Source organism: Alloprevotella sp. Lung230, assembly GCF_014385435.1.
GTDB lineage: Bacteria > Bacteroidota > Bacteroidia > Bacteroidales > Bacteroidaceae > Alloprevotella.
Map to the genome: position 1 here is coordinate 20,374 of NZ_JACSUD010000011.1, position 22,717 is coordinate 43,090.

Genomic DNA, 22,717 nt, shown 5'->3' on the forward strand with positions numbered 1-22,717 from the left:
CAACCTACTTACCATTTACAATCTCCTCATCATCTAATTTCCATATTTTTCTATGCAACGAGTTTTAGGCATCGATACCGGCACCAACAGCCTTGGATGGGCTGTCGTAGATCGCAACGCCAATGAACAAGGCGACTACGCTTTGATTGATAAAGGCGTCGTTATTTTCGAAGAAGGCGTGAACAAGGGCAAGGAATCTTCTAAGGCGGCCGAACGCACCGGGCATCATGCTCTTAGAACCGGCTATTTTCGTCGCCGACTGCGCAAAATCGAAACCCTGAAAGTGCTGATTGCCCACGAGCTTTGTCCGGCATTGAGTGAGGAGGACCTGCACCGCTGGAGAACAAAGAAGATCTATCCCTTGACAAAAGACTTCATGGCGTGGCAAAGTACGAACGAGCATGAAGGACGGAATCCCTATGCCTGCCGCCATCGGTGCCTACACGAACAACTCAATCTTGAAGACACGGCCGACCGCTTCGTGTTGGGTCGTGCGCTCTATCATCTCTCCCAACGAAGAGGCTTTTTGAGCAACCGTTTGGACAGTACGCCCGAAAAAGAGTCGGGGGCAGTCAAGGAGGGCATCAAAGATCTTTCGGCCGAAATGCAAAAAGCGGGTATGGAGTATTTGGGTGATTATTTCTACCACCTTTATGCTACAAAGGGCAACACCGTGCGCCTACGTGCGCGTTACACCCATCGCGAGGAGCATTATTATAAAGAGTTTCAAGCCATCTGCAGAAAGCAGCAGCTCCCCCAATCTCTGTGTAAAGCCTTGGAGCGCGCCCTTTATTTCCAACGTCCTTTGCGTTCGCAACGACAAACAGTGGGGAAGTGCCCCTTCGAACCCAACAAGTCACGGTGCGCCCTGTCGCATCCGGCCTATGAGGAGTTTCGGATGCTCCAGTTTGTCAACAACATCAAAGTGGTGGACATCGATGCTGCCACCGACCCGCTTGGCGAGCAGAAAAAACTCCCTATGCGCCCACTCAATCCGGAGGAGCGAGCACTGGCCATCAGTCGTTTCACCTTGAAATCGCACGCATCAAAATCGACCATCGACTTTGAAGACATTGCCAAAGCGATTGCCGGCAGGGGACAGTATCAGCATATTTCGGACCCCGGCGAACGTGCCTACCGCTTCAACTATCGTATGAAGCAAGGGTTTGCCCCTTCTCGTACCACCATTGCACTTCGCCAACTATTTGGTGAAGACTATCGCGCCGGTATTGCCGAATGTTACACCCAAAACACCCATCGCGACAACACACCCAAAACTTTGGACGAGATGGTGACCGATGTGTGGAACATCCTTTACTCCGTAGAAGAAGACAAACATGTGGTGCGTTGGGCAAAGCGCTACCTACAATTGTCGGATAAAGAGGCTGAGCAGTTTTCTGAAATTCGTTTGATTTCCGGTTTTGCAAGTTTGAGTCTTAGCGCCATTCAGAAGATGCTGCCTTTCTTGCGAGAAGGCTATCTCTATTCTCACGCCGCGTTCTTGGCCAATGTATCTACCATCGTGGGGAGTCAGACTTGGACAGCACACCAAGATGAGATTTTGCACGATATCCGTTGTATTTTCTCCGATGAAAGCATCCGCGGAAACGATGGCGTCTCACAAGCCATCAAGGATTATCTCAAAGACAATTGGACCGATGAGCCGGGGGCGACCGATCGACTCTACCACCCCTCGCAACTGGAAGTATATCCCGACGCCAAGCGCAATGCGCAAGGCATTCTGCAACTGGGGTCGCCACGCACTTCGTCCATCCGCAACCCCATGGCGATGCGTTCGCTTCACGAAGTGCGCAAACTCATAAACTTCCTGCTGCGTGAGGGGCTCATCACGCCCCAGACGGAGGTGCACATAGAGTATGCGCGTGAACTGAACGATTCCAACAAGCGCGCGGCCATCAGAGATTGGCAAAAAGATCAAGAAAAACTTCGTGCCAAGGCAGTGAAAGAGGTGAGTGCCGTGCTCAAAGGAGGTACGCCCACGGAAATGGACATTTTGAAATATCAGTTGTGGGAAGAACAAGGACGTTATTGTTTGTATACAGGAGATCAAATTGCGCCCAGCGACTTCCTCTGCGCCAATCCCCTTTACGATATTGAGCACACCATTCCCCGCAGTGTGGGTGGAGATAGTACCAAAGAAAACCTTACGCTTTGCAATCGTCGCTTCAATCGCGAAGTGAAACAGGCCAAACTGCCCACAGAACTGGCAAACTACGAAGACATCAAAGAGCGCCTGGAACCCTGGCGTGAGAAAGTGGAGAAACTGCGGAAGGCGCTCGACAAAGCGCGCACTTTCCAAGGCATGACGAAGAAGGCAAAAGATGACACCATCCAGAAACGCCACAAACTCAAGATGGAACTCGACTACTGGGAGGGTAAGTTGCGTCGCTTTGAGATGACGGAAGTGCCCGAAGGCTTCAGTCTGCGTCAAGGTATAGGGATTGGGTTGATCAGCAAATATGCCGGTCTGTTCTTGAAATCACTTTTCAAATCCGAACATCTTGACCGCAATGGAAAGAAAGTGCCCAATGTACGTGTGATTAAAAGCCCGCTTACAGCAGAGTTCCGCCGTTTGTGGGAACTGCAGGAAGATTATGAAAAGAAGTCGCGCGACAATCACGTGCACCATTGCATCGATGCCATCACGATTGCCTGTATCGGTGCTGCAGAAGCACGAGATATGGCTGAGTTTTATCGCGCAGAAGAGGCGATGCGTTGGGGACGTTCCGGCAAACCGCATTTCCGCAAACCATGGGCTACCTTCACTGAAGATGTTAAAGCCATCGCTCAAGATCTCCTTGTGGTGCACCATACCGCCGACAATCTGAACAAAGCAGCGCGGAGAAGGGTCAAGGGGAGTGATGGCAAACTTCACCTCTCCATCAGCGACTCTGCGCGGGCGAGCCTGCACAACGACACGTATTATGGTGCCATTCAACAAGGAGATATAGTGCGCTATGTGCAGCGTCGTCCATTGTCGGGTATGAAAGAAACCGATATTAAAAACATCATCGATGATGCTGTGCGCGAAAAGGTGGAAACCGCCATTCAAAAATGGGGAAGCCTTGCCAAAGCCATTGAACAAGGTATCTTTATGAACGAGGAAAAAGGGATACGCATTCAAAAAGTGCGCTGCTATGCACCATCTAAATACTCTAATTTAGCGCATATTCGTACCCACCGCGATGAGTCTCGCCATGATTATAAACGTACTTTCCATGTTGCTCCCGATGGTAACTATATGCTTGCCATTTATGAAGGCAAGGTAGGTTCCCGCATCAAACGCTCATCGCAAATCCTATCCTACCTCGAAGCCACCAAACTTTTCAAAAAAGGAGCAACTCGTTCCACATTGTTTCCTGCAACCTACGAGGGACTGAATTTGAAATACACCCTTACCAAAGGACAAATGGTACTATTGCTCAATGAAGGAGAAGAACATTTGGACTTCAGTAACAAGAAGCTGCTGGCTCAACGATTGTTTGAAGTGGTTGGAATAGCGTATGAAGTAGCAGCAAAACGAGGTTTTATTACGTTAAAACATCACCAAGAGGCTAAACCCTCTGGAGAGTTGCAGTTTCAAAAAGGTTCTTTTTCATCCGAATCTTGGAGAAGCACATATATACAAGCTCATACTCAATTCCGTGCGCTCATCGAAGGACGAGATTTTCTCATTTCCAACGATGGAAAAATCAGCCCCCGATGAAACGTGTGCTGGTTTTCACCCATCCGTGCCGGCTTAAACTGCATTTGAGCCAAATCGTCATTACTCGCGAAGAGGAGGAAGAGCGCAAAGTGCCCATAGAAGATGTAGGTCTATTACTATTGGAGCATCAGCAAATCTCCATTACCCTTCCCTTGCTCAATGCACTTGCCGATGCCGATGTGGCGGTCGTCATTTGCGATGAGGGGCATGTTCCCAACATCTACTGCCAAAGTATGAACAGCCATAGTTTGCAGGGCGAACAACTCCAACAGCAAATCGATGCAGGACGGGTGCTCAACAAACAGCTGTGGCAGCAAATCATTTCGCAAAAGATTGCCAATCAGGCTGCCGTACTCACTACAGTTGGGCAATCTCCACTTTCGCTCATTCACCTCTCCCGTCATGTAAAAAGTGGCGACGCAGATAATAAAGAAGGGCAGGCAGCCCGCATCTACTGGCCCCTACTAATGGGAAGCGATTTTCGCCGAGAGCGCGAGGCAAAGGGTGTCAATGCCTTGCTCAACTATGGTTACGCCATCCTGCGTGCCGCTACAATTCGTGCTTTAATCAGCTCTGGTCTGCTCCCGGCTTTGGGTATTTTTCATCACCATCGCAGCAATGCCTATCCTTTGGCCGATGATGTTATGGAGCCTTTTCGCCCTTTTGTTGACCACATTGTTTTCTCTTTGGTAAAAGAGGATGAAATGGAATTAACGACTTCTGTCAAACAGCGATTGGTGCGAGTGCTCTTCTCCGATACCATCATCAAGGAAGAACGTTCCCCTTTGATGATAGCCCTCACGCGTACCACCGCTTCATTGGCTAATTCATACGCAGAAAAGTCTCCTCTCCTCCTTCTTCCCTCTTTTGTGGAAATGGGGTAAGACTTCTTCTCTCGGCTTCACCATTCCTCTTAATTTCTCCCCATTATGTCTGAGGTTAGATTAAATGCTTATCATATCATGTGGCTGATAGCAATGTTCGATTTACCCACCATGACAAAGAAAGAGCGCAAAGATGCTGCGCTTTTCCGTAAGAATTTAGAGCAAGATGGGTTTGTGATGTTTCAGTTTAGTGTCTACATGCGTTTCTGTGCCTCGCTTGAAAGCGCAGAGGTTCATCTCGAGCGTGTACGCCTGTCTGTCCCAGATCATGGGAAGGTGAGTATCCTTACGATTACCGACCGACAATATGGCAATATCGTCAACATTTGGGGAGCTATCGAGAAAAAGAAAACGCCTCAACCCATACAACTGGAATTTTTTTAGTAATTTTGCCAAGATAAGATACTTACATTTCCACTTCTTAGAGAACTCTGCACTTGTTATTTCATTGTCTTTTAAACCTTTGCATTTCCTACGTTGTGGTTTGATGTATAACCGCCAATAGAAACACTTGAAGCGTCTACGACTCCATTGGCAAGACGGTTGTGGTTTGATGTATAACCGCCAATAGAAACACTTCGCGCTGCAAATTTAGCAAACAACTTACGGTTGTGGTTTGATGTATAACCGCCAATAGAAACACTCACTTCCCGGATCGTCTCCCCGAGATGAAGGTTGTGGTTTGATGTATAACCGCCAATAGAAACACTCAGTCGTAACCGAGTATGACGTGGATTATAGTTGTGGTTTGATGTATAACCGCCAATAGAAACACTAATCACTCGTACTAATGTCACCCTTGTTCAGTTGTGGTTTGATGTATAACCGCCAATAGAAACACTCAATCTCATTACGTTCCTTACCAAGCTTGGTTGTGGTTTGATGTATAACCGCCAATAGAAACACTAAATGTAACCCCACTTTGTAATCCCACGTGGTTGTGGTTTGATGTATAACCGCCAATAGAAACACTGCCATCGGTTCAGTCGTCCCAGTCATCGGGTTGTGGTTTGATGTATAACCGCCAATAGAAACACTGAAGCCGTCATATTCTCTTTACGCCAATCGGTTGTGGTTTGATGTATAACCGCCAATAGAAACACTGCATGTGATGGTGGTCGTGAGCAAGAGCGAGTTGTGGTTTGATGTATAACCGCCAATAGAAACACTCAAATAGTTGAAATCATGAAGAAATCACCGTTGTGGTTTGATGTATAACCGCCAATAGAAACACTGATGCTCGCCCAGGCTGGTCTTACCGAGTCGTTGTGGTTTGATGTATAACCGCCAATAGAAACACTGGAAATATGGACAGATAAACTCCGTATTCTGTTGTGGTTTGATGTATAACCCGGTAAGGCGAGCGGAAAAGTAGCAAAAGATATTTGAACAGATTTGTTGGATTTCTCACTCGACAGAGCGATCCCAAAAGGAGTGTCCTATGGACGGAAATCGAACAAATCTGTTCAAATCAAACAAATCGGAATGTTTTCGTTCAGCCGAACGTACTGAGACGAAAGAGGAGTTTTGAGCAATTCCGTGACGAGAAAACATCTGTAAAACGAATGTTTTCGTAGGATGAATCGGGACGAATACGCTGCTCGCGACATCGGGTTTCTGCTTATCTTCCTCAGAGGTAGTCTTTTCTATCTCAGAGGTAGTTGAATTTAGCTCTGAGGTAAAATTTCCCCGCTCCTATTGCTTTCTCTCGCGCGCGTATGCGCGCGTCACTACATGTAAGTCGTGTTTTTTGCCTTCACTGCCTTCACCTGGAGAGACAAACTGTTGAAAATAAAGATGTTATCAATGAAGGCGAAGCCGGTGAAGGAGGTGAAGGATGAAACACCTCTTGCCTTCACCCGCAACTCGCTGTCGCTCTGGGACTTAGTTCTTCGGGTGAAGGCAGTGAAGGCAAAATGCACACACTATTGTAGGGATACGCGCGCGAGGAAGGGGAAAGGATGGGCAGGTTTCGGGTGCGTTGCTCTTTGTGGAAATAGAGGTTTAAGAGTGGTTGGCCTACACCTCCATCGTGTACCATCCGGCCCAGGTGTCGCCGGGGGCAGTGTGCTGGATGTAGGGACGCCCCTCGATGTTGCCGGCAAATTCCTGCGGGTCGCAGAGGCCATACCAAGGTTCGACGCAGAGGAATGGGGCGTGCTGTCCCTGGGGCGACCATACGAGCCAAACCGGGGCCGAAGAGGCGAAGCGCGCGATGCGTTGCTTGCGAAGGTCAAGCACCTCGATGGCCGATAGTTGGTTGCGGTCGAAAATCAGTGCCTCGTTGGCAAAGGTGGTCACCGAGATGGGCACGAGGGCATTGACGGGCTGGTGGCGGGCAAGGGCGTTGGAGGTTTCGATGTCGTTGCTCCAGGGGATGGGCACGCGCTTCGGTTCGGTGCACCCTTGGAGGGAAGCGCGGAGGAGGTCGATGGGGCGACCTTCAAAGCGGAGGTAGCCCTGAACGTCCTGTCCTTCGGCTTTCCAGTCGGGGAGGAGGAGCGAGGGATGTCCGCCCATTTGGAAATAGAGGGTGGAGGCGGAGGAGGGGTTGTGCACACGGAGGTCGGCACGGAGTGTGCGGCTCGTGAGAGAATAGGTCACTTCGAGGTGATAGGGCCAGGGGAAGATGGCCAACTCTTCGGCCGTGTTTTCAATGGCAAAGGTGATGCTGTTGCCTGCGGGTGCATTTCGGGTTTCGGGAACGCGCGTCCATTCGCGCTTGCGCACAAACCCATGTTTGGGGATGGCGTAGGTTTGACCGTTGATGCGGCAAACACCGTTCCACATTCCGCCTACGATGGGGAAGAGGATGGGGGCACGGCCCTTCCAATAGGCTGGGTCGCCCTGCCAGCAGTATTCTTGGCCTGTGTTGCGGTCGGTGAGCGATTGGAGTTCTGCACCTTGGGCAGAGAACGTGGCTTGTAAGTGCTCGTTTTGGAGAGTGAAGAGTTTCTGCATAGTTCAGAGGATGTTGGTGGAGCAATCTCCTGTGGTTATACTTTTTCGTACTAAGGGTTACACGGGCAAAAATACAAATAAAATTCGGAAATGTGCGCTCTGACTGTTAAAAAAATCACGCCCCACATCTTTACGGATATGGGGCGTGTTGAGGAGATCAGAAAAAGGGGAATTTCCTTTTTGTAAAATAGCATCAATTCTTACTGATGCGCGCCTGCTGCCAAGTGCGCCAAAGCGCGAAAGCGAGGGCGAGTGCCAGCAGGGCGAGCGCAGCGTAGGCAATGGCATCGGTGGTGGCCACCGAAGTCGGGCGGAACTCCAGACGGAGTTCGTGGCGGCCGGCGGGGATGCGGAGGGCGCGGAGCACATAGTTGACCCGTCCGATTTCGACCGGCCGGCCATCGATGGTGGCCGTCCACCCCGGATAATAGATTTCCGAAAGTACAAGTACACCGCCCTTGTCGGTCTGTGCCGTGTAGTGGAGTTCGTTGGGGGCATAGTGGGTGAGCTGCACCGACCCTGTGCCGAGGGGCGAACCATCGAGTTGAGCCTTGAAGCGCACATCGGCCACGGCCGCCGTCTTCGTGTCGAGACCTTTGAGGGCCGCGATTTCGGCATCGGCGTTCGGCACGAAGCGAAGTCGGTCGACAAACCACGCATTGCCGTTGGCCGCGGGATTGCGCATCGCGATTTTGCCCTCGGAGAGGATGAACCAACGGGCGTTGAGCATGTTGAGGATGGGCGTTTGCGCCTGGTCGGCATAGGCTTTGCTCACTTCGGCCATCATCGAGGCTTCGTCATGGATGCCGCGCGCAGCAAAGTGGAGACTGTCGGCCATGACAGCCTTTTGGGCCGACTCGATGCCGCGGTGGGCAGCGTTGCACTCGGCGATGAGGTAGCGGTCGATGAGGTCCTGATAGCGGTGGAGTTTGGCCGCATGATAGCCGCCGATGGACTTGTGGCGGAAGGCCGTTTGGTTGGTCGATTCGTTGAAGGGGTTGCCCTGTGTGAGGTTGAGCACACGATAGTCGAGGGCTTTGTCGGAGAGGATGGTCTTGTCGGCCGGGGTTTCAGCAAAACCTTCGAGGCGTTCGTTGGGATCAGAGAAATTGTCGTCGTTGAGGTAGCGGCGATTGACATTCCACAAGTCGCCCAAGGTGAGGACGAGGAGCACGATCACTACGCTCCAAGCCGGCAACAACTTGGGTTTGCGTACATAGAGCAGCAAGAGAGCAGCGGCCACGGTGATGAGGGCGAAAGAGCGCCAAGCGGTGGTCGAGAGTATGGCGGCGTGCATCGTGGCGATGGCACTGCGGTAGCCCGTCAAGAAGTCGGCCGGCATACCGAGATTTTGCATTTGATCGAACATCTGCAGGTCTTGTGACGACATCAGGTTGGCCAGACTGGGGGCGAGGGCAAAAAGGAAGCAGACGCCTGCCGTAAGTGCTAAACTGATGCCGGCACCGATGCGGTTGCGGCGTTCTTTCCACACGCCTTCGGGGTCGCTCAGCACGCGCGACAGTCCGAGGATGGCGAGCAGCGGCAGGGTGAACTCTGCCACCACGAGGGCCGAGGAGACGGTGCGGAACTTGGCATACATCGGCAGATGGTCGATGAAGAAGTCGGTGAGAGGCATGGTGTTTTTTCCCCAAGCAAAGGCGAACGAGAGGAGGGTGGCGGCCAAGAGTGCCCACTTCATCGGTCCGCCCACGATGAAGAGGGCGAGCACGGCGAGAAAGACAATGATTGCGCCCACATAGACCGGTCCGACGGTCATGGGCTGGTCGCCCCAATACTGCGACATGCCGGGCAGATAACTGCCGCCGGTGGCTTGCTGCAACTGCGAGGCGTGTTGGTAGAAGTCGTCGTAGCCTTCGAGGTCTTCGACGCCCTCGCGGTCCATAATGCTCTGCGAACCGCCGCCTTTGAAGTCGGGCATGAGGAGGGTGAGCGTCTCGTCCACGCCATAGCTCCACTGCGTGATGTAGTCGCGCTCCAGTCCGCCGGTGGCCGCTTTGCCATCGGTGGGTTGCGCCTTCGTGGTGAGTTCTCCCTTTCCACGCATCGACTCTTTGGAGTATTCCCACGTGTGGTAGAGGTTGGGGAGGTTGATGAGCGCACCGAGCAATCCGCCCACCACCACAGCGGCAGTGGCTTTCGCCCAGTGTCCCCACTGTCGCTGCCGCAGGGCGTCAATGCCATAGGCCACGACGATGAAGAGCATCGGGAAGAGGAAATAGTAGGTCATCTGGATGTGGTTGCTCAGCACCTGCAAGGCGGTGAACAGCCCCGTGACAATCAGTCCCCAGAGGTATTTGCCGCGATAGGCGAGCACCAATCCGGCGATGGTGGGCGGGATGAAAGCAAGGGTATTGACCTTCCAAATGTGTCCTGCCGCGATGATAATCAGAAAGTAGGTCGAGAACGCCCACGCCGTAGCGCCAAACGCCGAAAGCAAGGGGCGGAAGCGGAAGGCACGCATGAGCAGATAGAACCCGAAGAGATAGAGAAAGAGGTAGGAGAGCGGACCGGTGGTGAACAAGCCCACGATGCGTCCCACCCAGCCGAGGGTTTCGGTCGGGCCGTAGGTCGGTGCAATCTGGTAGGTGGGCATCCCCGAAAAGATGCTGTTCGTCCAGCGCGTACGTTCGCCCGTGGCTTCATAGAAGGCCGCTTGTTCCTGCCCTTGCCCCATGCCGGCCACCGTGTCGTGACCACCGAGCACAAGCCCGTCCAGAATGGGCGTGGCAAAATAGAGGAAACTCAGCAGAAGAAAAGACAGCACGACCAGCACATCCGGCCATGAGCGTTTGAGGAGTTCTTTCATGATTTTGGAAGTTGGGTAATGGTTTTACGTGCAAAGATACATCAACCTCGGCGAAAAATACGTATATTTGCCGGAAAATATCATCCCCAACCTTATGAAACTTGGAATTATCTCTGCCATGACGGTAGAACACGAGCAAATGTGTCGTTTGCTTTCCCACGCCACCACGTTCACCGCTGCCCACTACACCTTCACCCAGGGGCGCATCGGACCCCACGAAGTCACCCTCATGCAGTGCGGCATCGGCAAGGTCAATGCCGCTATCGGCGCCACCCACCTCATCGCCCATACCCGCCCCGATGCCATCATCAGCACCGGTTGCGCGGGAGGCATCGACACGTGTTTGAACGTGATGGACGTTGTGGCGAGCAGCGCCCTGGTCTACCACGACGTGTGGTGCGGCGAAGGCAATGCCTACGGGCAGGTGCAAGGCTTGCCGGAGCAGTTTGCCGCAGATGCCCGCCTCCTGGCGGCTGCCCGTTCCTTGGCGGAACATCCCGAGGTGAGCACTCCCATCCACTGCGGCCTCATCTGCACGGGCGATAAGTTCATCACCGACCGCGCCCAACTCGATCACATCAAAAGCGAGTTTCCCGAAGGCTTGGCGGTCGACATGGAAAGTGCCGCCATCGCCCATACCTGCCACTTGCACAACGTCCCCTTCCTGAGTTTCCGCATCATCAGCGACACCCCCGGTGTTGAAGCCCACTGGGAACAATATCAGGACTTCTGGGGCGAAATGGCACACCGTTCCTTTGGTGTCACACACACATTCTTAGCACAACTGCCCGAACAATTGTAAGAGGTGCACTGCCCTCAGCGTCTACGCCCCTCCCCTTTCGTTTCATCCCCTTCCCGCCTTTTTGCACCATGTCTTCGTCTTCCTGCATTTTTCGCTTCAGTCTCCGCCTTTTCGGCCTCGCTTTCCTGCTCAGCACACTGCCGGCAGTCTTTTCTCTACGAACGAACGCACAGCCCTTGACGGCCGATACCCCTGCCGCTACTGCTGCCATCCTCGACACGGCTCAAAGTCGCACCCTACGTTTGGAGGTCGAGGGCATGGCGTTCTTTCACGACAACGAGTTCGACGGCACCATCAGCAAGGGCTATTCGCTCCCCGGATTTCGTGTGCAGCCCCGCTTGGTCTATCAGCCGTTGCCCCACCTCCGCTTGGAAGGAGGATTTCACGCACAGGTCTATGAGGGCGCGGGAAAATATCCCAACTACGCCTTCCACGACATCGCCACGTGGAAGGGCACACAATGGCAGGAAGGGGCTCACCTGCTCCCGCTCCTCCGCGCCACCGCCCGCCTCAGTCGCTCCACCACGCTCGTGCTGGGACAAGTCTACGGCAGCACGCACCACGACCTTTCCCTCCCCCTCTACAATCCCGAACTCGCTCTCAGTGCCGACCCTGAGATGGGCGCACAGTTGCTCGTCGACACCCGGCGCTGGCAGATGGACGCGTGGGTCGATTGGCAGAGTTTTATTTTTGAGCAGGACACCCACCAAGAGGCATTCACCGTGGGGATGACCCACCGCCTTTGGCTCACTCCGCGCGCCCACCGCAGTTTTACGCTCTCGCTGCCGGCGCGCCTCCTCGTGCAGCACCGCGGAGGCGAACAGGACCTGCCGAGTCTCAACCTCGGCGTGCAAACCCTCAGCAACGCTTCGCTGGGACTTGCTGCGCGGTGGGAGCGCCCTTCGGGAGCGTTGCGCGCGCTTGATGCCGAAGCCTCGGCGTTGGTGAGCTACCAGCAGGCCGGCCGGCTCTGGCCTTGGACTTCCGGTGGTGCGGGCTGGCTCTCCCTCACGGCCGACTGGCGCAGCGGCTGGCGCACACAGTTGGGGTTGCTCTATGCCCACCGCTTTGTTTCGCTCTATGGTGCCCCCTTCTTCGGTGCCCTCTCGCTGAAAGAAAAAGGCGGACGATTTTCCTATATGGGCACCGGCTACGTGGGGGCGGAATACGCTCGCTCTCTCGGCGCCGGTTACTCCTGGGGGGCGCACGTCTACCTCTATCTCACGCGGCAGGGACGGCTCACCTTCCCCGATGCCCGCCCTGCGCAGGCCGAGCGCTGGGGGAATGCCTTTTCCTTCGGCCTCTTCCTCCGTTTCCGTCCCTCTTTCCTGCTCAAGAGGTGGTGAATGCTGTTGATTCCGGCGTAAGGAGAAAATAGCAGATGGTAAGTAGGTCTTCAAAATTAGACATAGCAATCTCAGAGGAAGTAGAATTTATCTCAGAGGTAGTTTTTTCTATCTCAGAGGTAGTTGAATTTAGCTCTGAGGTAAATTTTCCCCGCTCCTATTGCTTTACTCCCTCGCGCGTACGCGCGCGTCACTACTATGTAAGTCGTGTTTTTTGCCTTCACTGCCTTCACAGGGAGAGACAAATGTCTGCAAATGAGGGAGTTTCCGGTGAAGGCAAAGCCGGTGAAGGAGGTGAAGGATGGGACATCTTTTGCCTTCACCCGCAACTCGCTGTCGTTCTGTGATTTATCTCATCGGGTGAAGGCGTGAAGGCAAAATGCACACACTATTGTAGGGTACGCGCGCGAGGAAGGGCGGGACTGTTTTCTCCTCTCGTTTTGTGCGAATTGCAGGAAGTCGGTGAACGAAATGAAATTATTGATGTCCGGTAAAAGTTTTTTTGCTGTAAAAAAATAAGGCTGAAATCCTCTTGTAGGATTTCAGCCCTGCACTTTCAAAATCGAAGTGCAAAAAAAGAATGAATCGTTACACTCCGATTTTTAAAGTACAAATTGACTCTACGTTGAAATTTATTGTTACATTTGAGGTGTCCTTAATCATTTAACCAACGTAAGCCCATGAAACGCTTTCTTTTTCTCCCTTTGTGGCTGATTTTATGCTGCTACTGTTGCATTTGCAATGCGCAAACTTCCTTACCTACCAATGCGATTAAGATAGGAAAATGTGTGGTACGAGGCAAAGTGCCTGCAATGCTCGCTATGAAGTTAAGTTTAACCGTGGTGTATAACGATTTCTTTGCCTCTAATGCTGACACGTATGATTTAAGTATTGACGCTGAAGGCAATGTAAGTGGAGAGCTTCCTCTGCATTCGCTTTATGCGCATGCTGCTGTGCAGCTTGATTTGGAGGAGAACAGTCAAACAGAGTTTGTTTTGCTTTCGCAAAATGATACTTTGAGAGTTTGGGTAGATAATCAAAAGAACTTGAAGGCAGAAGGGGCAAGATGTTCTTCTGTTTTTAAGAGTTTCGATTGGCTAACCTTTGTGTTTGCTTCTGATCGATACCTTCCCCAAAAGCAGTCAAGCGTAATCGCCAAGTTCCCTGTTAAAAAGATAAGTGGCTATCCTTCTGCAACTACTGCTGAAGATAGGAAGATTCTTGTGAATAAGTTGAAGATTAGCTATTATGCTTCTATGTTGAATATAATGAAAATTCGAAAGGTTAAACTACCTGCTAGTGCTTATGCTTTTCTCAACGATATTGTTTTTGACGACAAAATCCTCTATGCCTCACCTGACACTGATGATTTCTTCTATTTTCTTTTATCTGATAAATCACTGAAAATTCCAAGTATAGGCGATACTCCGATTCCGGAATGGAAAGAAAAATTGCGTTGTCAATTGGCTAAAATCCCCTACAAGCCGAACGAACTGTTTTGTGACTTGATGGCATTTAGCAGTTACTATTTTCAATTGGAGAATGGTAAACTATTAACAGCACAACAACTACAGAATATCCATACAGGATTTTCGAGTGGAGAATGGGATAAACTCTTGTTGTTGTATCACGAACAAGAGGTAAAAACGCAAGCGCGAAGTGGACACTTCGTGAACTGTGCAGAAAATGGACAACCTCAAACCCTGGAAGAGATATTGGTTCAGCACAAGGGAAAGCCTGTGATTGTTGATTTCTGGTATGGTGCTTGTGGACCTTGTGCCGTGATGAGCAAACTTCTCTATAAAGTGCTTGCAGAAGAGGGATTTGAGAATGTGGAACTCCTTGATATGACAAGTCCGAGACTGACGAGTATGGAAGCTTGGCAAAATATGAAAGGAAACCATGGAGGTTGGCACTATATGCTGAAAGATGCGGAATTAGAGCGCGTTATGCAGCAACAACAAGCAGAGGGTTTCCCCACTTTGATGTTCTATGACAAATCCCATCAATTGGTGAAAACAAAAGTAGGACAGATGAGTGAAAATGAATTGCGAAGTATTGTGCAACAAATAGTACACATCCATTAAGCGGTTCTTCATATTAGTGCCTTTTTGTTCAAGTTCAACTCATATTCTTTGCAGAAATCATCTGCAATACAATAAATTTCCGTAACTTTGCTGATAAGTTTTATAGAGGATTGTTATATCATTATCTGTTTGATTATCAATAATATATGTATGAAAAAACAATCCTCTTTTGGGGCTTTTTCTGAAACTATTTTAAGGCAAAAAACAAGAATTCCTTATCCCGAATTGGGGTTATTACGTGTCCTACCATAACGGTCTAATGATCGATTTGGGTTAATTTATCTATTTTGATTCACGACAACCTCCTTTTGTTCCTTTTATCGCTTACCTCTTCTCTGGTAAACAAAAAAATCCCCACTCATCTTTTGCAGGTGAGTGGGAATTTTGTTTATATTAGTCGTTAGAGATTAGAAAACAGTCCAATCAGGGTGGAGAGTTGTTCCAGTTTTTGGTCAATCAGTGAGAGGCGGCAGTCCAGTTGTTCGCGCTCACTGTCGTTCACCTCAAGATAAGAAGCACGGTTGTTGGCATACAACTGTTGTACCGCAGACACAGCACGCGTCAGCGCAGCATATTGTTCACGTCTGTGACCCTCCACCAACGACAAATGTTCCAATTTGGCGAGCGCAGCGTGCGTTTCTATAAAAGCCCCCAAAAGCGTCTTCTCATAGTTGTAGAGCGCATTGAGTTGCTGCGCATCAGCCTGAGCAAACTGTGCACGAATCGCCCGCTTGTTGATCAGCGGAGCCGTCAGACTTCCCAGCGCGTTCCACACCACCGACTCCGGCAGTCGCACCAAATACTTCGGGTTGAAAGCGTCCAACCCCAAAGAAGCCGACACATTCAGTTGCGGCAAAAACTCCTTGCGCGCTGTCTCCACATCCCATTTCGCAGCTGCCAGAGCGTGCTCAGCCTGCACCACGTCAGCCCTTTCCAGCAAACGCTCCACCGCCAAAGCCCCTTGGGCAGAAGGCAAAGACAAGTCCGCAAAATCTTTCTCCTTGCGCACAATCGCCTGCGGCAAACGCCCCAAGAGCAAGTTCAGCGCGTGCTCACGAGCCGAAATCTCCTCGCGCAGTCCACACTCATCCGCTTCCCCCTTCGCCACCTCAGCAGCAAATTTCTCCACCGCCAGTTGCGTACCAGCGTCCGCATCCTTTTGAATCTTAGCCAGTTGCACCGCCTTCTTTTGCAGCGCAACATATTGCAGCATCACCTTCCGTTTTTCGTCCAGTGCCAAGAGCGTGAAATAGTTTTCCACCACCTCAGCCACCAATTTATTCCTCACCGCCCGTTGTCCCGCTTCCGAAGCCAGATAGCGTTCCACCGCTGCCTTTTTGTCGCTTTGCAGTTTGTGCCAAAGGTCGATCGTCCAATCCAGTTGCACCCCCGGAGCCCAGTCCGGAACCACCGTCGGCACGTTGTGACCAGGCGTCATCTCCGTCGAAGCATTGCCTGCCCCTTCCGCCGTGTAGCGTCCAGGCTTCGAGAGTCCCAGTCCCACTTTGCCCGAGAGCACAGGGCGCAAAGCCCCCTCCTTCGCCAAGATGGTGCTTTTGGCAATCGCCAAATCCTGCACTGCCATTTTCACATCGTGATTGTTTGCCAAAGCCGTGTCGATGAGCGTTTGGAGCGTGGAGTCGTCAAAGCGTTTCCACCACATCAGCGTGTCCTGCGTGTCCTTGTGCGCAGTGTCCCCCTTGAGCAATCTCTCTTTCAAATCAGACTTCACCACAGTGGCTTGCGGCGTCTGGCAAGCTCCCAAGCCCAACAAAACCACCGCAGTGCACACTGCCACATTTATCTTATTTCTTTTCATCGTCGTCATCTTCTTGAACGTTTTGAGCATCATCTTGCGTCGAATCATCTTGGGCAAAATCATCTTGCGCCAAATCATTTTGCTCCAAATCATCTTGCGCTATCTCATCTTGCGCTGCACCCTCAGCCGCTTGTGCTGAATGCTGTCGAGACAAATCTTCCACCGACAGTTCTTCTAGGAAAAACACCTCATCGTCCCCAGTCTTCGTAGCCCTCCTCTTGCGGTAAGCCACATCCTTCTCCTCACTCAGCGGTTTCTCCTTCTGATAGTGCACCAATTTGTCGGCCATACCGGCAAAGAGATAATACAGTCCCGGTATCAACACCAGTCCGCCCAGCGTGCCGAGGAGCATCCCTCCCACAGCAGCCGTGCCGATGGTGCGGTTGCCAATGGCACCAGCTCCCGTGGCAAACACCAGCGGAAGGAGTCCTGCCACGAAGGCAATGCTCGTCATCAAGATGGGACGGAAACGCGCCACCGCTGCCGAGATGGCCGCCTGCACAATGCTCTCACCGGCATTCTTGCGCTGCACGGCATATTCCACCATCAGCACCGCATTCTTGCCCAGCAGCCCAATGAGCATCACCAGTGCAATCTGCGCATAGATGTTGTTTTCCAATCCACAGATTTTCAAAAGCAAGAACGCGCCCAAGATGCCCACCGGCAAGAAGATAATCACCGGCACGGGTAACAAGAAGTTTTCGTATTGTGCTGCCAAGATGAGATAGACAAACACCAAGCACACCATAAAGATGATGATAGCCGTGTTGCCCTGTTCAGCCTCGTCTTTCGAGATACCCGCCCAGTCGTAGTCATAGCCCTTGGGCAGCGTGCGCTGTGCCACCTCTTGAATGGCGCGCAACGCCTGACCGCTCGAATAGCCCGCAGCCTGCGCTCCCGTCACCTCAGAAGAGTTGTAGAGATTGTGGCGCGTGATTTCGCTCATACCATAAGTGCGCGACAGCGACATAAAGTCGGCATAAGGCACCATCTCTCCGTCCTCATTTTTCGTGTAAAGTCCCATCAAGTGTTCGGGGAAATCGCGATATTGCGGAGCCGCCTGCACAATCACCTTGTAGGGTTTGCCAAATCTGATGAAGCCCGTTTGATAGTCCGACCCCACCAAAATCGACAGGTTCTCCAAAGCCTTGCCCGGTTGCACACCCTTCTGCAAAGCCGCATTGTCGTCCACGTGGAGCATAAACTGCGGATAACTGGCGGAATAGAACGTGAAGGCATTGCCTATCTCGGGACGTTTGCGCAGTTCTTTCACAAAATCCTTGCTCACGCGCTCCATCTCGTGATAGTCATTCTTCCCCGTCTTGTCGAGCAGGCGGAGTTCAAAACCACTTGCCGCACCATAGCCCGGGATAGAAGGCGGTTCGAAGAACTCGATGTTGGCCTGCGTGATGGTCTTGCACTTTTCTTCCAAATCGCGGATAATCTCCTTGGCCGTGCGCTTGCGGTGCTTCCAATCTTTGAGGTTGATCAAGCAACTGCCGGAGTTGGCACTCGTGCCTTCCGAGAGGATTTCAAAGCCTGCCAACGACGACACACTCTCCACACCCTCTTCTTCCTTGGCAATTTTCAGAAAAGCCTGTGCAGCAGCGTTCGTGCGCTCTATCGTGGAACCCGGAGGCGTTTCCACCACGGCATAAATCATACCCTGGTCTTCTTGCGGAATAAAGCCTGAGGGCAAACCCAAGTTCACCCAGTAGGCGAGTCCGCAGCACGCCAATATCGCCCCAAGCGTCAGCGCCTTCATCCGTACAGTGCGACGCACCACGCGCTCATAGCGTTGGCTACCGCGGTCGAAACGCGCATTGAAGCGTTGCAAAGCCTTGCCCACAAAGCCCAACTTCACGTTGTGCTCTTGCTCTTTGGTCAAAATCAAGGCGCACAAAGCCGGTGTCAAGGTCAGTGCCACAAAGGCAGAGAACAAGATGCTCGATGCCATCGTGATGGAGAACTGGCGGTAGAACATACCCTCGGGCCCTCCCATAAAGGCCACGGGGATGAACACCGAAGCCATCACCAGCGAAATGGCAATGATGGCACCGCTGATCTCCTTCATCGCCTTCTCCGTGGCTTCCACAGGGGAGAGTTTATTGCGCAGCATCTCCACATTCACCGCTTCAATCACCACTATGGCGTCGTCCACCACAATACCGATGGCCATCACCAAGGCAAAGAGCGAAATCATATTGAGCGTGATGTTGAACACCATCATCGCGATGAAACTTCCCAACAGCGAGATGGGGATCGCCAAAATCGGAATCACCGAAGCGCGCCAGTCGCCCAAGAACACAAACACCACGATGCCCACCAGCACAAAGGCTTCAAAGAGGGTGTGAATCACCTTCTCGATGCTGGCGTCCAAGAAGCGGCTCACATCGTAGCTCACTTCATAGTGCATCCCTTTGGGCATATCTTTTTGCAAACGCGCCATAGCGGCTTTCACCTTGCCAATCACGTCGCGTGCGTTGCTGCCGTAGGCTTGTTTCAGCGTCACAGCAGCCGAAGGCCTACCGTTGAAACTGGAATAGATGTCATACACCTCGTTGCCCAAATGCACATCGGCAATGTCTTTCAAGCGCACGGCATTGCCGCCTTTCGTGCTTTTGATGATGATGTTCTTATATTCATCTTCTGTGGTGTATCGACCTGGATATTTCAACACATATTCCTTCACCTGTGGGCGCAGTCCGCCACTTTCCCCCAACTTACCCGGCGACACTTCCACATTTTGGTCTTCCAAGGCATCGCGCACATCGTCGGTGGAGAGACCATAGCTCATCATCTTGTCGGGATGCAACCACACGCGCATCGCATAGTTGCGCGTGCCCAAGATGTCGAGGTCGCCCACACCGTCCACGCGGAGCAGTTCGGGGGCTATGTTGATGTCGAAATAGTTGTAGAGAAAACCCTGATCCGCCGTGGGGTCATCGCTGTAGAGGTTGATATACATCAAGATGTTGGGCTCTTCGCGAGAGATTTTCACCCCTTCTCGGATCACCTCAGGCGGCAACTTGTTCGTGGCAGACGACACGCGGTTTTGCACATTCACAGCGTCCACATTGGGGTCTGTGCCCAACTTGAAGATCACGTTGAGTGCTGCTTCACCGTCATTGCCGGCATCGCTCTCTATGTATTTCATCCCTGGCACACCATTGAGGGCTTGTTCCAAGGGGATGATCACTGATTTCACCAACAATTCGTTGTTCGCTCCGGGATAGTTCGCCACCACATTCACCTTTGGGGGCGAAATGGAGGGAAACTGCGTCACCGGCAGATTGAACAACGCCAACACGCCAATGAAGGCGATGACCAGCGACACCACAATCGACAACACTGGTCGGCGAATAAAGATCTTAAACATAAGCGTTGGTTTTTAGTCTGCGCTGAGTTGATTCATTTTCATTGCCGTGCGAGGGTCCACTGTTTTGAAGCGCACCACATCGCCATCGTTCAGTTTTTGGAGACCATCCACCAAATAGCGTTCACCAGCCGAGAGACCACTGTTCACGACATAGCCCCCCGAAAATTCTGCCCCAATCGTCACTGCACGTTGGTGTACACGGCGTTGCTTGTCCACCACAAACACATATTTGCGATCTTGCTCCTCAAACACTGCCACTTGGGGTATCATCAGCGCGTTGCGCTTCTTCACCATCAACCGCACCGTCCCCATCTCGCCATTGCGCAGCAAATTGTCGGGATTGGCAAACTCCGCCCGCATCGCAATCGTCCCTGTGCTTGCATCAAACTGTCCACCCAGATCCACAATGCGGCCTTGCGCACCAAACACATCGCCGTTGGCCAACACCAGTTGCAGACCACTCTGCGTGTAGCGTTCAGGGTGCAGGCGATAGTCCAAATAGTCCGTTTCCGAGATGTTGAAATACACCATCACTCGGCGGTTGTCCGACAAACTCGTGAGCAAATCGCCATCGTCCACCAGACTCCCCACTTTGAGCGGAATGCGTCCCAAAATGCCCGAAAACGGTGCTTTGATGAGCGACAAATGTTTGCGCTTCACGGCCAATTGATAGTCCGCCTCTGCACTCCGCAGTTTCGCCTCTGCCATACGCTTCGCATTGACCGACACCACCTTGTTGTCCGCCAGTTTCGTCACATTTTGCAGGTCAATCCTCGTTTGTTCCATCTCCGCCTTCGCCTTGGCAATTTCCTCATCCACGCCCACGGCAGCAATTCGAAAGAGGGGTTGTCCGGCTTTCACATATTGTCCTTCGCTCACGTAGGCCGTTTGCAACAGCCCCTTCTGTTGGGAGCGAATCTCCACGTTGCGCAGCGAATTGATGTTGGCGGCATAGTCTTTGGGCAAATCGATGCTGTCCACCAGCGGGGTAGTGGCAGTGTAGGTGGTTTCCACCTGCTGTTCCGCTTTTTTTTGGCAGGCGGTCATCGTGAAGAGACCAGCGCAGAGTGCGGAGAGCAAAAATTGTTTCATCTTCATTGTTTGAAATAGCGTCTTAATTGCACAAAGGTCTTGTTCGACTCTTTGTTGCAAAGTCCTGTAAGGAAATGAGGGAGGCAGTGCCTTGGATTTCATCCTTCGTTTTCTCGCCATGGCATAACTCAAGCAAGCTCGATTATGCTCATTTGGCTTAACGAAAACGTTCCGATTGCGAGAGCAAAACTACATTTTTCCGTTTACCCTCCCTCAGTGCGATAGTAAAAAAAATGTTAGTCCGCTGTGTTTCGTTTCATTTTGTGGTGCTAGCCCCTCCAAATTGCGATTGGAGTTTACAATATCGGCTTTTAGACGTTAGAGATTAGACGTTAGAGGGTCGCAGACCCTTTTATGCTCGCCCCGACAAGCGGGGCTCGATTCCTCGGAGGGCTAGTGCTTCTAGTCTTTCTAGAGCTTCTAGAGTTTCTAGTCTTTCTAGAGTTTTCTAGTTTTTCTAGAGCTTATAGTCCAACCGCGCAGCCCGAGCCACTTCGTGGCGAGCGAAAATGGGTCCGTGACCCCGAGCGAAAAAGGGTCCGCGACCCCGAGCGAAAACGGGTAGTACTTTCAAAATCGAAGTGCAAAAAATCCCTCTGTTTTCCATAGGTTCTAATCTATGAAAAACACCTGGGGAGGCCTTCGCGGCCGGGGCGAGCAGCCCCAAGAGCGATACCAGCAATACGAAAAAAGGAGTTCCCCTTTGAGAACTCCTCGAGATTAATTATCTTTGTATTGCTTATGTATAAACAACTAACCTCAGAGCAAAGGTCGCAAATCTTTGCCTTACTGCAAAGAAAATGCCCAAGAAAAGAGATCGCACGTATCGTGGGAACCCGTAGAGTCAACCTTGTATATTTCGTTCTGCAACGGGGTATAGTTGTCCAGGCTGTGGTGCTCAAAGGGTTATTCATTCCTTGCTGCACGGGCACTTTGCAGAAGCTATCAGCTACAATTATTTTCTTCCTTTTGTTGCAGTGTTTTTGCTTGTTTTTCAGAGCCTTAGTTTTTTTGAAAAGGGTAAAGTTATTCGTACCAGACTTTCGAGCACTTCTGCTATCTTTGTCTATGTGTTGATAACCCTTTTCTGGGTCATCATCCGAAATTTATATCAGTGCTAACTACTTCATTCCACTGAAAATAGCCGTACCAATGCAGAGTATTGGTACGGCTATTTTTATTCTTCACCATCAAATTTTGTTGATGGCTAATTCAATGTGTAAGACAGTACATAAGTACCACTTAAGCATATTGACTAAGGGCAAGGAGCATTGATTGATAATTCTTCTCGCGAGTTGCATCCATAATCAAGAATAAATCGATGATAGCCCAAATTCCACAGCCGCCAGCGGTGAGAAGTTTTCCAACTCCGAGACCAACGTCACCGATGTAGAAGCGATCGACTCCGAGACCGCCTGCAAAGAGAGAAATCAATAATACTGTTGTTGGGTCTTTCAAATCAGAAGCTAAGAAAGGTACACTTGCAGTTTCTGGGAGTTGCAGCATGCGATTGCGCAAGTCTACACACTGTTGTGCAGTAAAATATTTGGAATTTGCTGCAAAAAAGTTGTTGATTTGATTAGCATCCATTGGTTAAATATTTTTAAGATGTGAATGTGCTGTGCTAATTTAGTGATAATGTTGGTTCCGACAAAGTGAAAGTGTATTTTTTATTGCTGTCTGGTAAAAGTTTTCTTGCAGTAAAAAATAAGGCTGAAATCCTCTTGCAGGATTTCAGCCTATTTTGTTACTTTGCTTGTTGCAAAAAAACGCTAGTAACATGAGCAAAAGTA

General features: G+C 51.2%; 13 protein-coding genes and 1 CRISPR repeat array. Of the genes, 7 read left to right on the forward strand and 6 right to left on the reverse strand.

Annotated features, from left to right (window positions below; translation table 11 throughout):
• Window positions 1–52 precede the first annotated feature (52 nt).
• Genes cas9 through cas2 form a run of 3 tightly spaced genes read left to right on the forward strand, consistent with a single transcriptional unit; the run spans window position 53 to window position 4,995 of the window.
• A complete protein-coding gene (cas9, locus tag H8527_RS06930) occupies window positions 53–3,727 on the forward strand; it encodes a type II CRISPR RNA-guided endonuclease Cas9 (protein WP_187546798.1) in 3,675 nt (1,224 codons plus the stop codon).
• Entirely contained in the window at window positions 3,724–4,611 is an 888-nt protein-coding gene (gene cas1, locus H8527_RS06935; protein ID WP_187546799.1) for a type II CRISPR-associated endonuclease Cas1, read from the forward strand. Before cas9 ends, cas1 begins: the two co-directional genes overlap by 4 nt.
• A 45-nt stretch (window positions 4,612–4,656) precedes the next feature.
• Window positions 4,657–4,995, forward strand: coding sequence for a CRISPR-associated endonuclease Cas2 (gene cas2, locus H8527_RS06940; protein WP_187546800.1), 339 nt, complete (start codon window positions 4,657–4,659; stop codon window positions 4,993–4,995).
• 92 nt (window positions 4,996–5,087) lie between these two features.
• Window positions 5,088–5,978: a CRISPR direct-repeat array (repeat unit 36 nt; unit sequence GTTGTGGTTTGATGTATAACCGCCAATAGAAACACT).
• A gap of 652 nt (window positions 5,979–6,630) precedes the next feature.
• On the opposite strand, the gene H8527_RS06945 is transcribed toward cas2, so the two are convergent.
• Window positions 6,631–7,572 (reverse strand): hypothetical protein, encoded by a 942-nt coding sequence (locus tag H8527_RS06945; RefSeq protein WP_187546801.1) that lies wholly within the window; start codon window positions 7,570–7,572, stop codon window positions 6,631–6,633.
• Window positions 7,573–7,765: 193 nt separating this feature from the next.
• Window positions 7,766–10,399 carry a YfhO family protein gene (locus H8527_RS06950; protein WP_187546802.1) on the reverse strand — a complete coding sequence of 878 codons (2,634 nt, stop codon included), beginning with the start codon at window positions 10,397–10,399 and terminating at the stop codon, window positions 7,766–7,768.
• A 94-nt stretch (window positions 10,400–10,493) separates the two neighbouring features.
• On the opposite strand from H8527_RS06950, the gene H8527_RS06955 reads away from it, so the two are divergent.
• The 3 genes from H8527_RS06955 to H8527_RS06965 all read left to right on the forward strand — a co-directional run bounded on the left by H8527_RS06955 (window position 10,494) and on the right by H8527_RS06965 (window position 14,634).
• Window positions 10,494–11,201 (forward strand): 5'-methylthioadenosine/adenosylhomocysteine nucleosidase, encoded by a 708-nt coding sequence (locus tag H8527_RS06955; protein WP_187546803.1) that lies wholly within the window; start codon window positions 10,494–10,496, stop codon window positions 11,199–11,201.
• Between the two features lie 68 nt (window positions 11,202–11,269).
• Entirely contained in the window at window positions 11,270–12,547 is a 1,278-nt protein-coding gene (locus H8527_RS06960) for a hypothetical protein (protein ID WP_187546804.1), read from the forward strand.
• 680 nt (window positions 12,548–13,227) lie between these two features.
• The gene (locus H8527_RS06965) at window positions 13,228–14,634 is read left to right on the forward strand and encodes a thioredoxin fold domain-containing protein (protein ID WP_187546805.1); all 1,407 of its coding nucleotides are present in this window, start codon (window positions 13,228–13,230) and stop codon (window positions 14,632–14,634) included.
• Window positions 14,635–15,034: 400 nt separating this feature from the next.
• Here the strand turns inward: H8527_RS06965 and H8527_RS06970 are convergent, their stop codons facing one another.
• From H8527_RS06970 to H8527_RS06980, 3 genes are read right to left on the reverse strand one after another with little or no spacing between them, the layout of a single operon-like run.
• Window positions 15,035–16,462, reverse strand: a complete 1,428-nt coding sequence (locus H8527_RS06970; RefSeq protein ID WP_187546872.1) for a TolC family protein — start codon at window positions 16,460–16,462, stop codon at window positions 15,035–15,037.
• Window positions 16,440–19,832, reverse strand: coding sequence for an efflux RND transporter permease subunit (locus H8527_RS06975; RefSeq protein ID WP_187546806.1), 3,393 nt, complete (start codon window positions 19,830–19,832; stop codon window positions 16,440–16,442). The genes H8527_RS06970 and H8527_RS06975 overlap by 23 nt, the downstream gene beginning before the upstream one ends.
• A gap of 12 nt (window positions 19,833–19,844) precedes the next feature.
• Window positions 19,845–20,924, reverse strand: a complete 1,080-nt coding sequence (locus H8527_RS06980; RefSeq protein WP_187546808.1) for an efflux RND transporter periplasmic adaptor subunit — start codon at window positions 20,922–20,924, stop codon at window positions 19,845–19,847.
• A gap of 908 nt (window positions 20,925–21,832) precedes the next feature.
• On the opposite strand from H8527_RS06980, the gene H8527_RS10045 reads away from it, so the two are divergent.
• Window positions 21,833–22,045, forward strand: coding sequence for a DUF2752 domain-containing protein (locus H8527_RS10045; protein ID WP_370539234.1), 213 nt, complete (start codon window positions 21,833–21,835; stop codon window positions 22,043–22,045).
• Window positions 22,046–22,166: 121 nt separating this feature from the next.
• On the opposite strand, the gene H8527_RS06990 is transcribed toward H8527_RS10045, so the two are convergent.
• A complete protein-coding gene (locus tag H8527_RS06990) occupies window positions 22,167–22,514 on the reverse strand; it encodes a TM2 domain-containing protein (RefSeq protein WP_187546810.1) in 348 nt (115 codons plus the stop codon).
• Between the last annotated feature and the right edge of the window lie 203 nt (window positions 22,515–22,717).

Coding starts and splice junctions, on each gene's coding strand:
- cas1 (WP_187546799.1), top strand. CDS start 3,724: ATGAAACGTGTGCTGGTTTTCACCCATCCGTGCCGGCTTAAACTGCAT.
- cas2 (WP_187546800.1), top strand. CDS start 4,657: ATGTCTGAGGTTAGATTAAATGCTTATCATATCATGTGGCTGATAGCA.
- H8527_RS06975 (WP_187546806.1), bottom strand. CDS start 19,832: ATGTTTAAGATCTTTATTCGCCGACCAGTGTTGTCGATTGTGGTGTCG.
- cas9 (WP_187546798.1), top strand. CDS start 53: ATGCAACGAGTTTTAGGCATCGATACCGGCACCAACAGCCTTGGATGG.
- H8527_RS06990 (WP_187546810.1), bottom strand. CDS start 22,514: ATGGATGCTAATCAAATCAACAACTTTTTTGCAGCAAATTCCAAATAT.
- H8527_RS06955 (WP_187546803.1), top strand. CDS start 10,494: ATGAAACTTGGAATTATCTCTGCCATGACGGTAGAACACGAGCAAATG.
- H8527_RS06970 (WP_187546872.1), bottom strand. CDS start 16,462: ATGACGACGATGAAAAGAAATAAGATAAATGTGGCAGTGTGCACTGCG.
- H8527_RS06980 (WP_187546808.1), bottom strand. CDS start 20,924: ATGAAACAATTTTTGCTCTCCGCACTCTGCGCTGGTCTCTTCACGATG.
- H8527_RS06965 (WP_187546805.1), top strand. CDS start 13,228: ATGAAACGCTTTCTTTTTCTCCCTTTGTGGCTGATTTTATGCTGCTAC.
- H8527_RS06945 (WP_187546801.1), bottom strand. CDS start 7,572: ATGCAGAAACTCTTCACTCTCCAAAACGAGCACTTACAAGCCACGTTC.
- H8527_RS06950 (WP_187546802.1), bottom strand. CDS start 10,399: ATGAAAGAACTCCTCAAACGCTCATGGCCGGATGTGCTGGTCGTGCTG.
- H8527_RS06960 (WP_187546804.1), top strand. CDS start 11,270: ATGTCTTCGTCTTCCTGCATTTTTCGCTTCAGTCTCCGCCTTTTCGGC.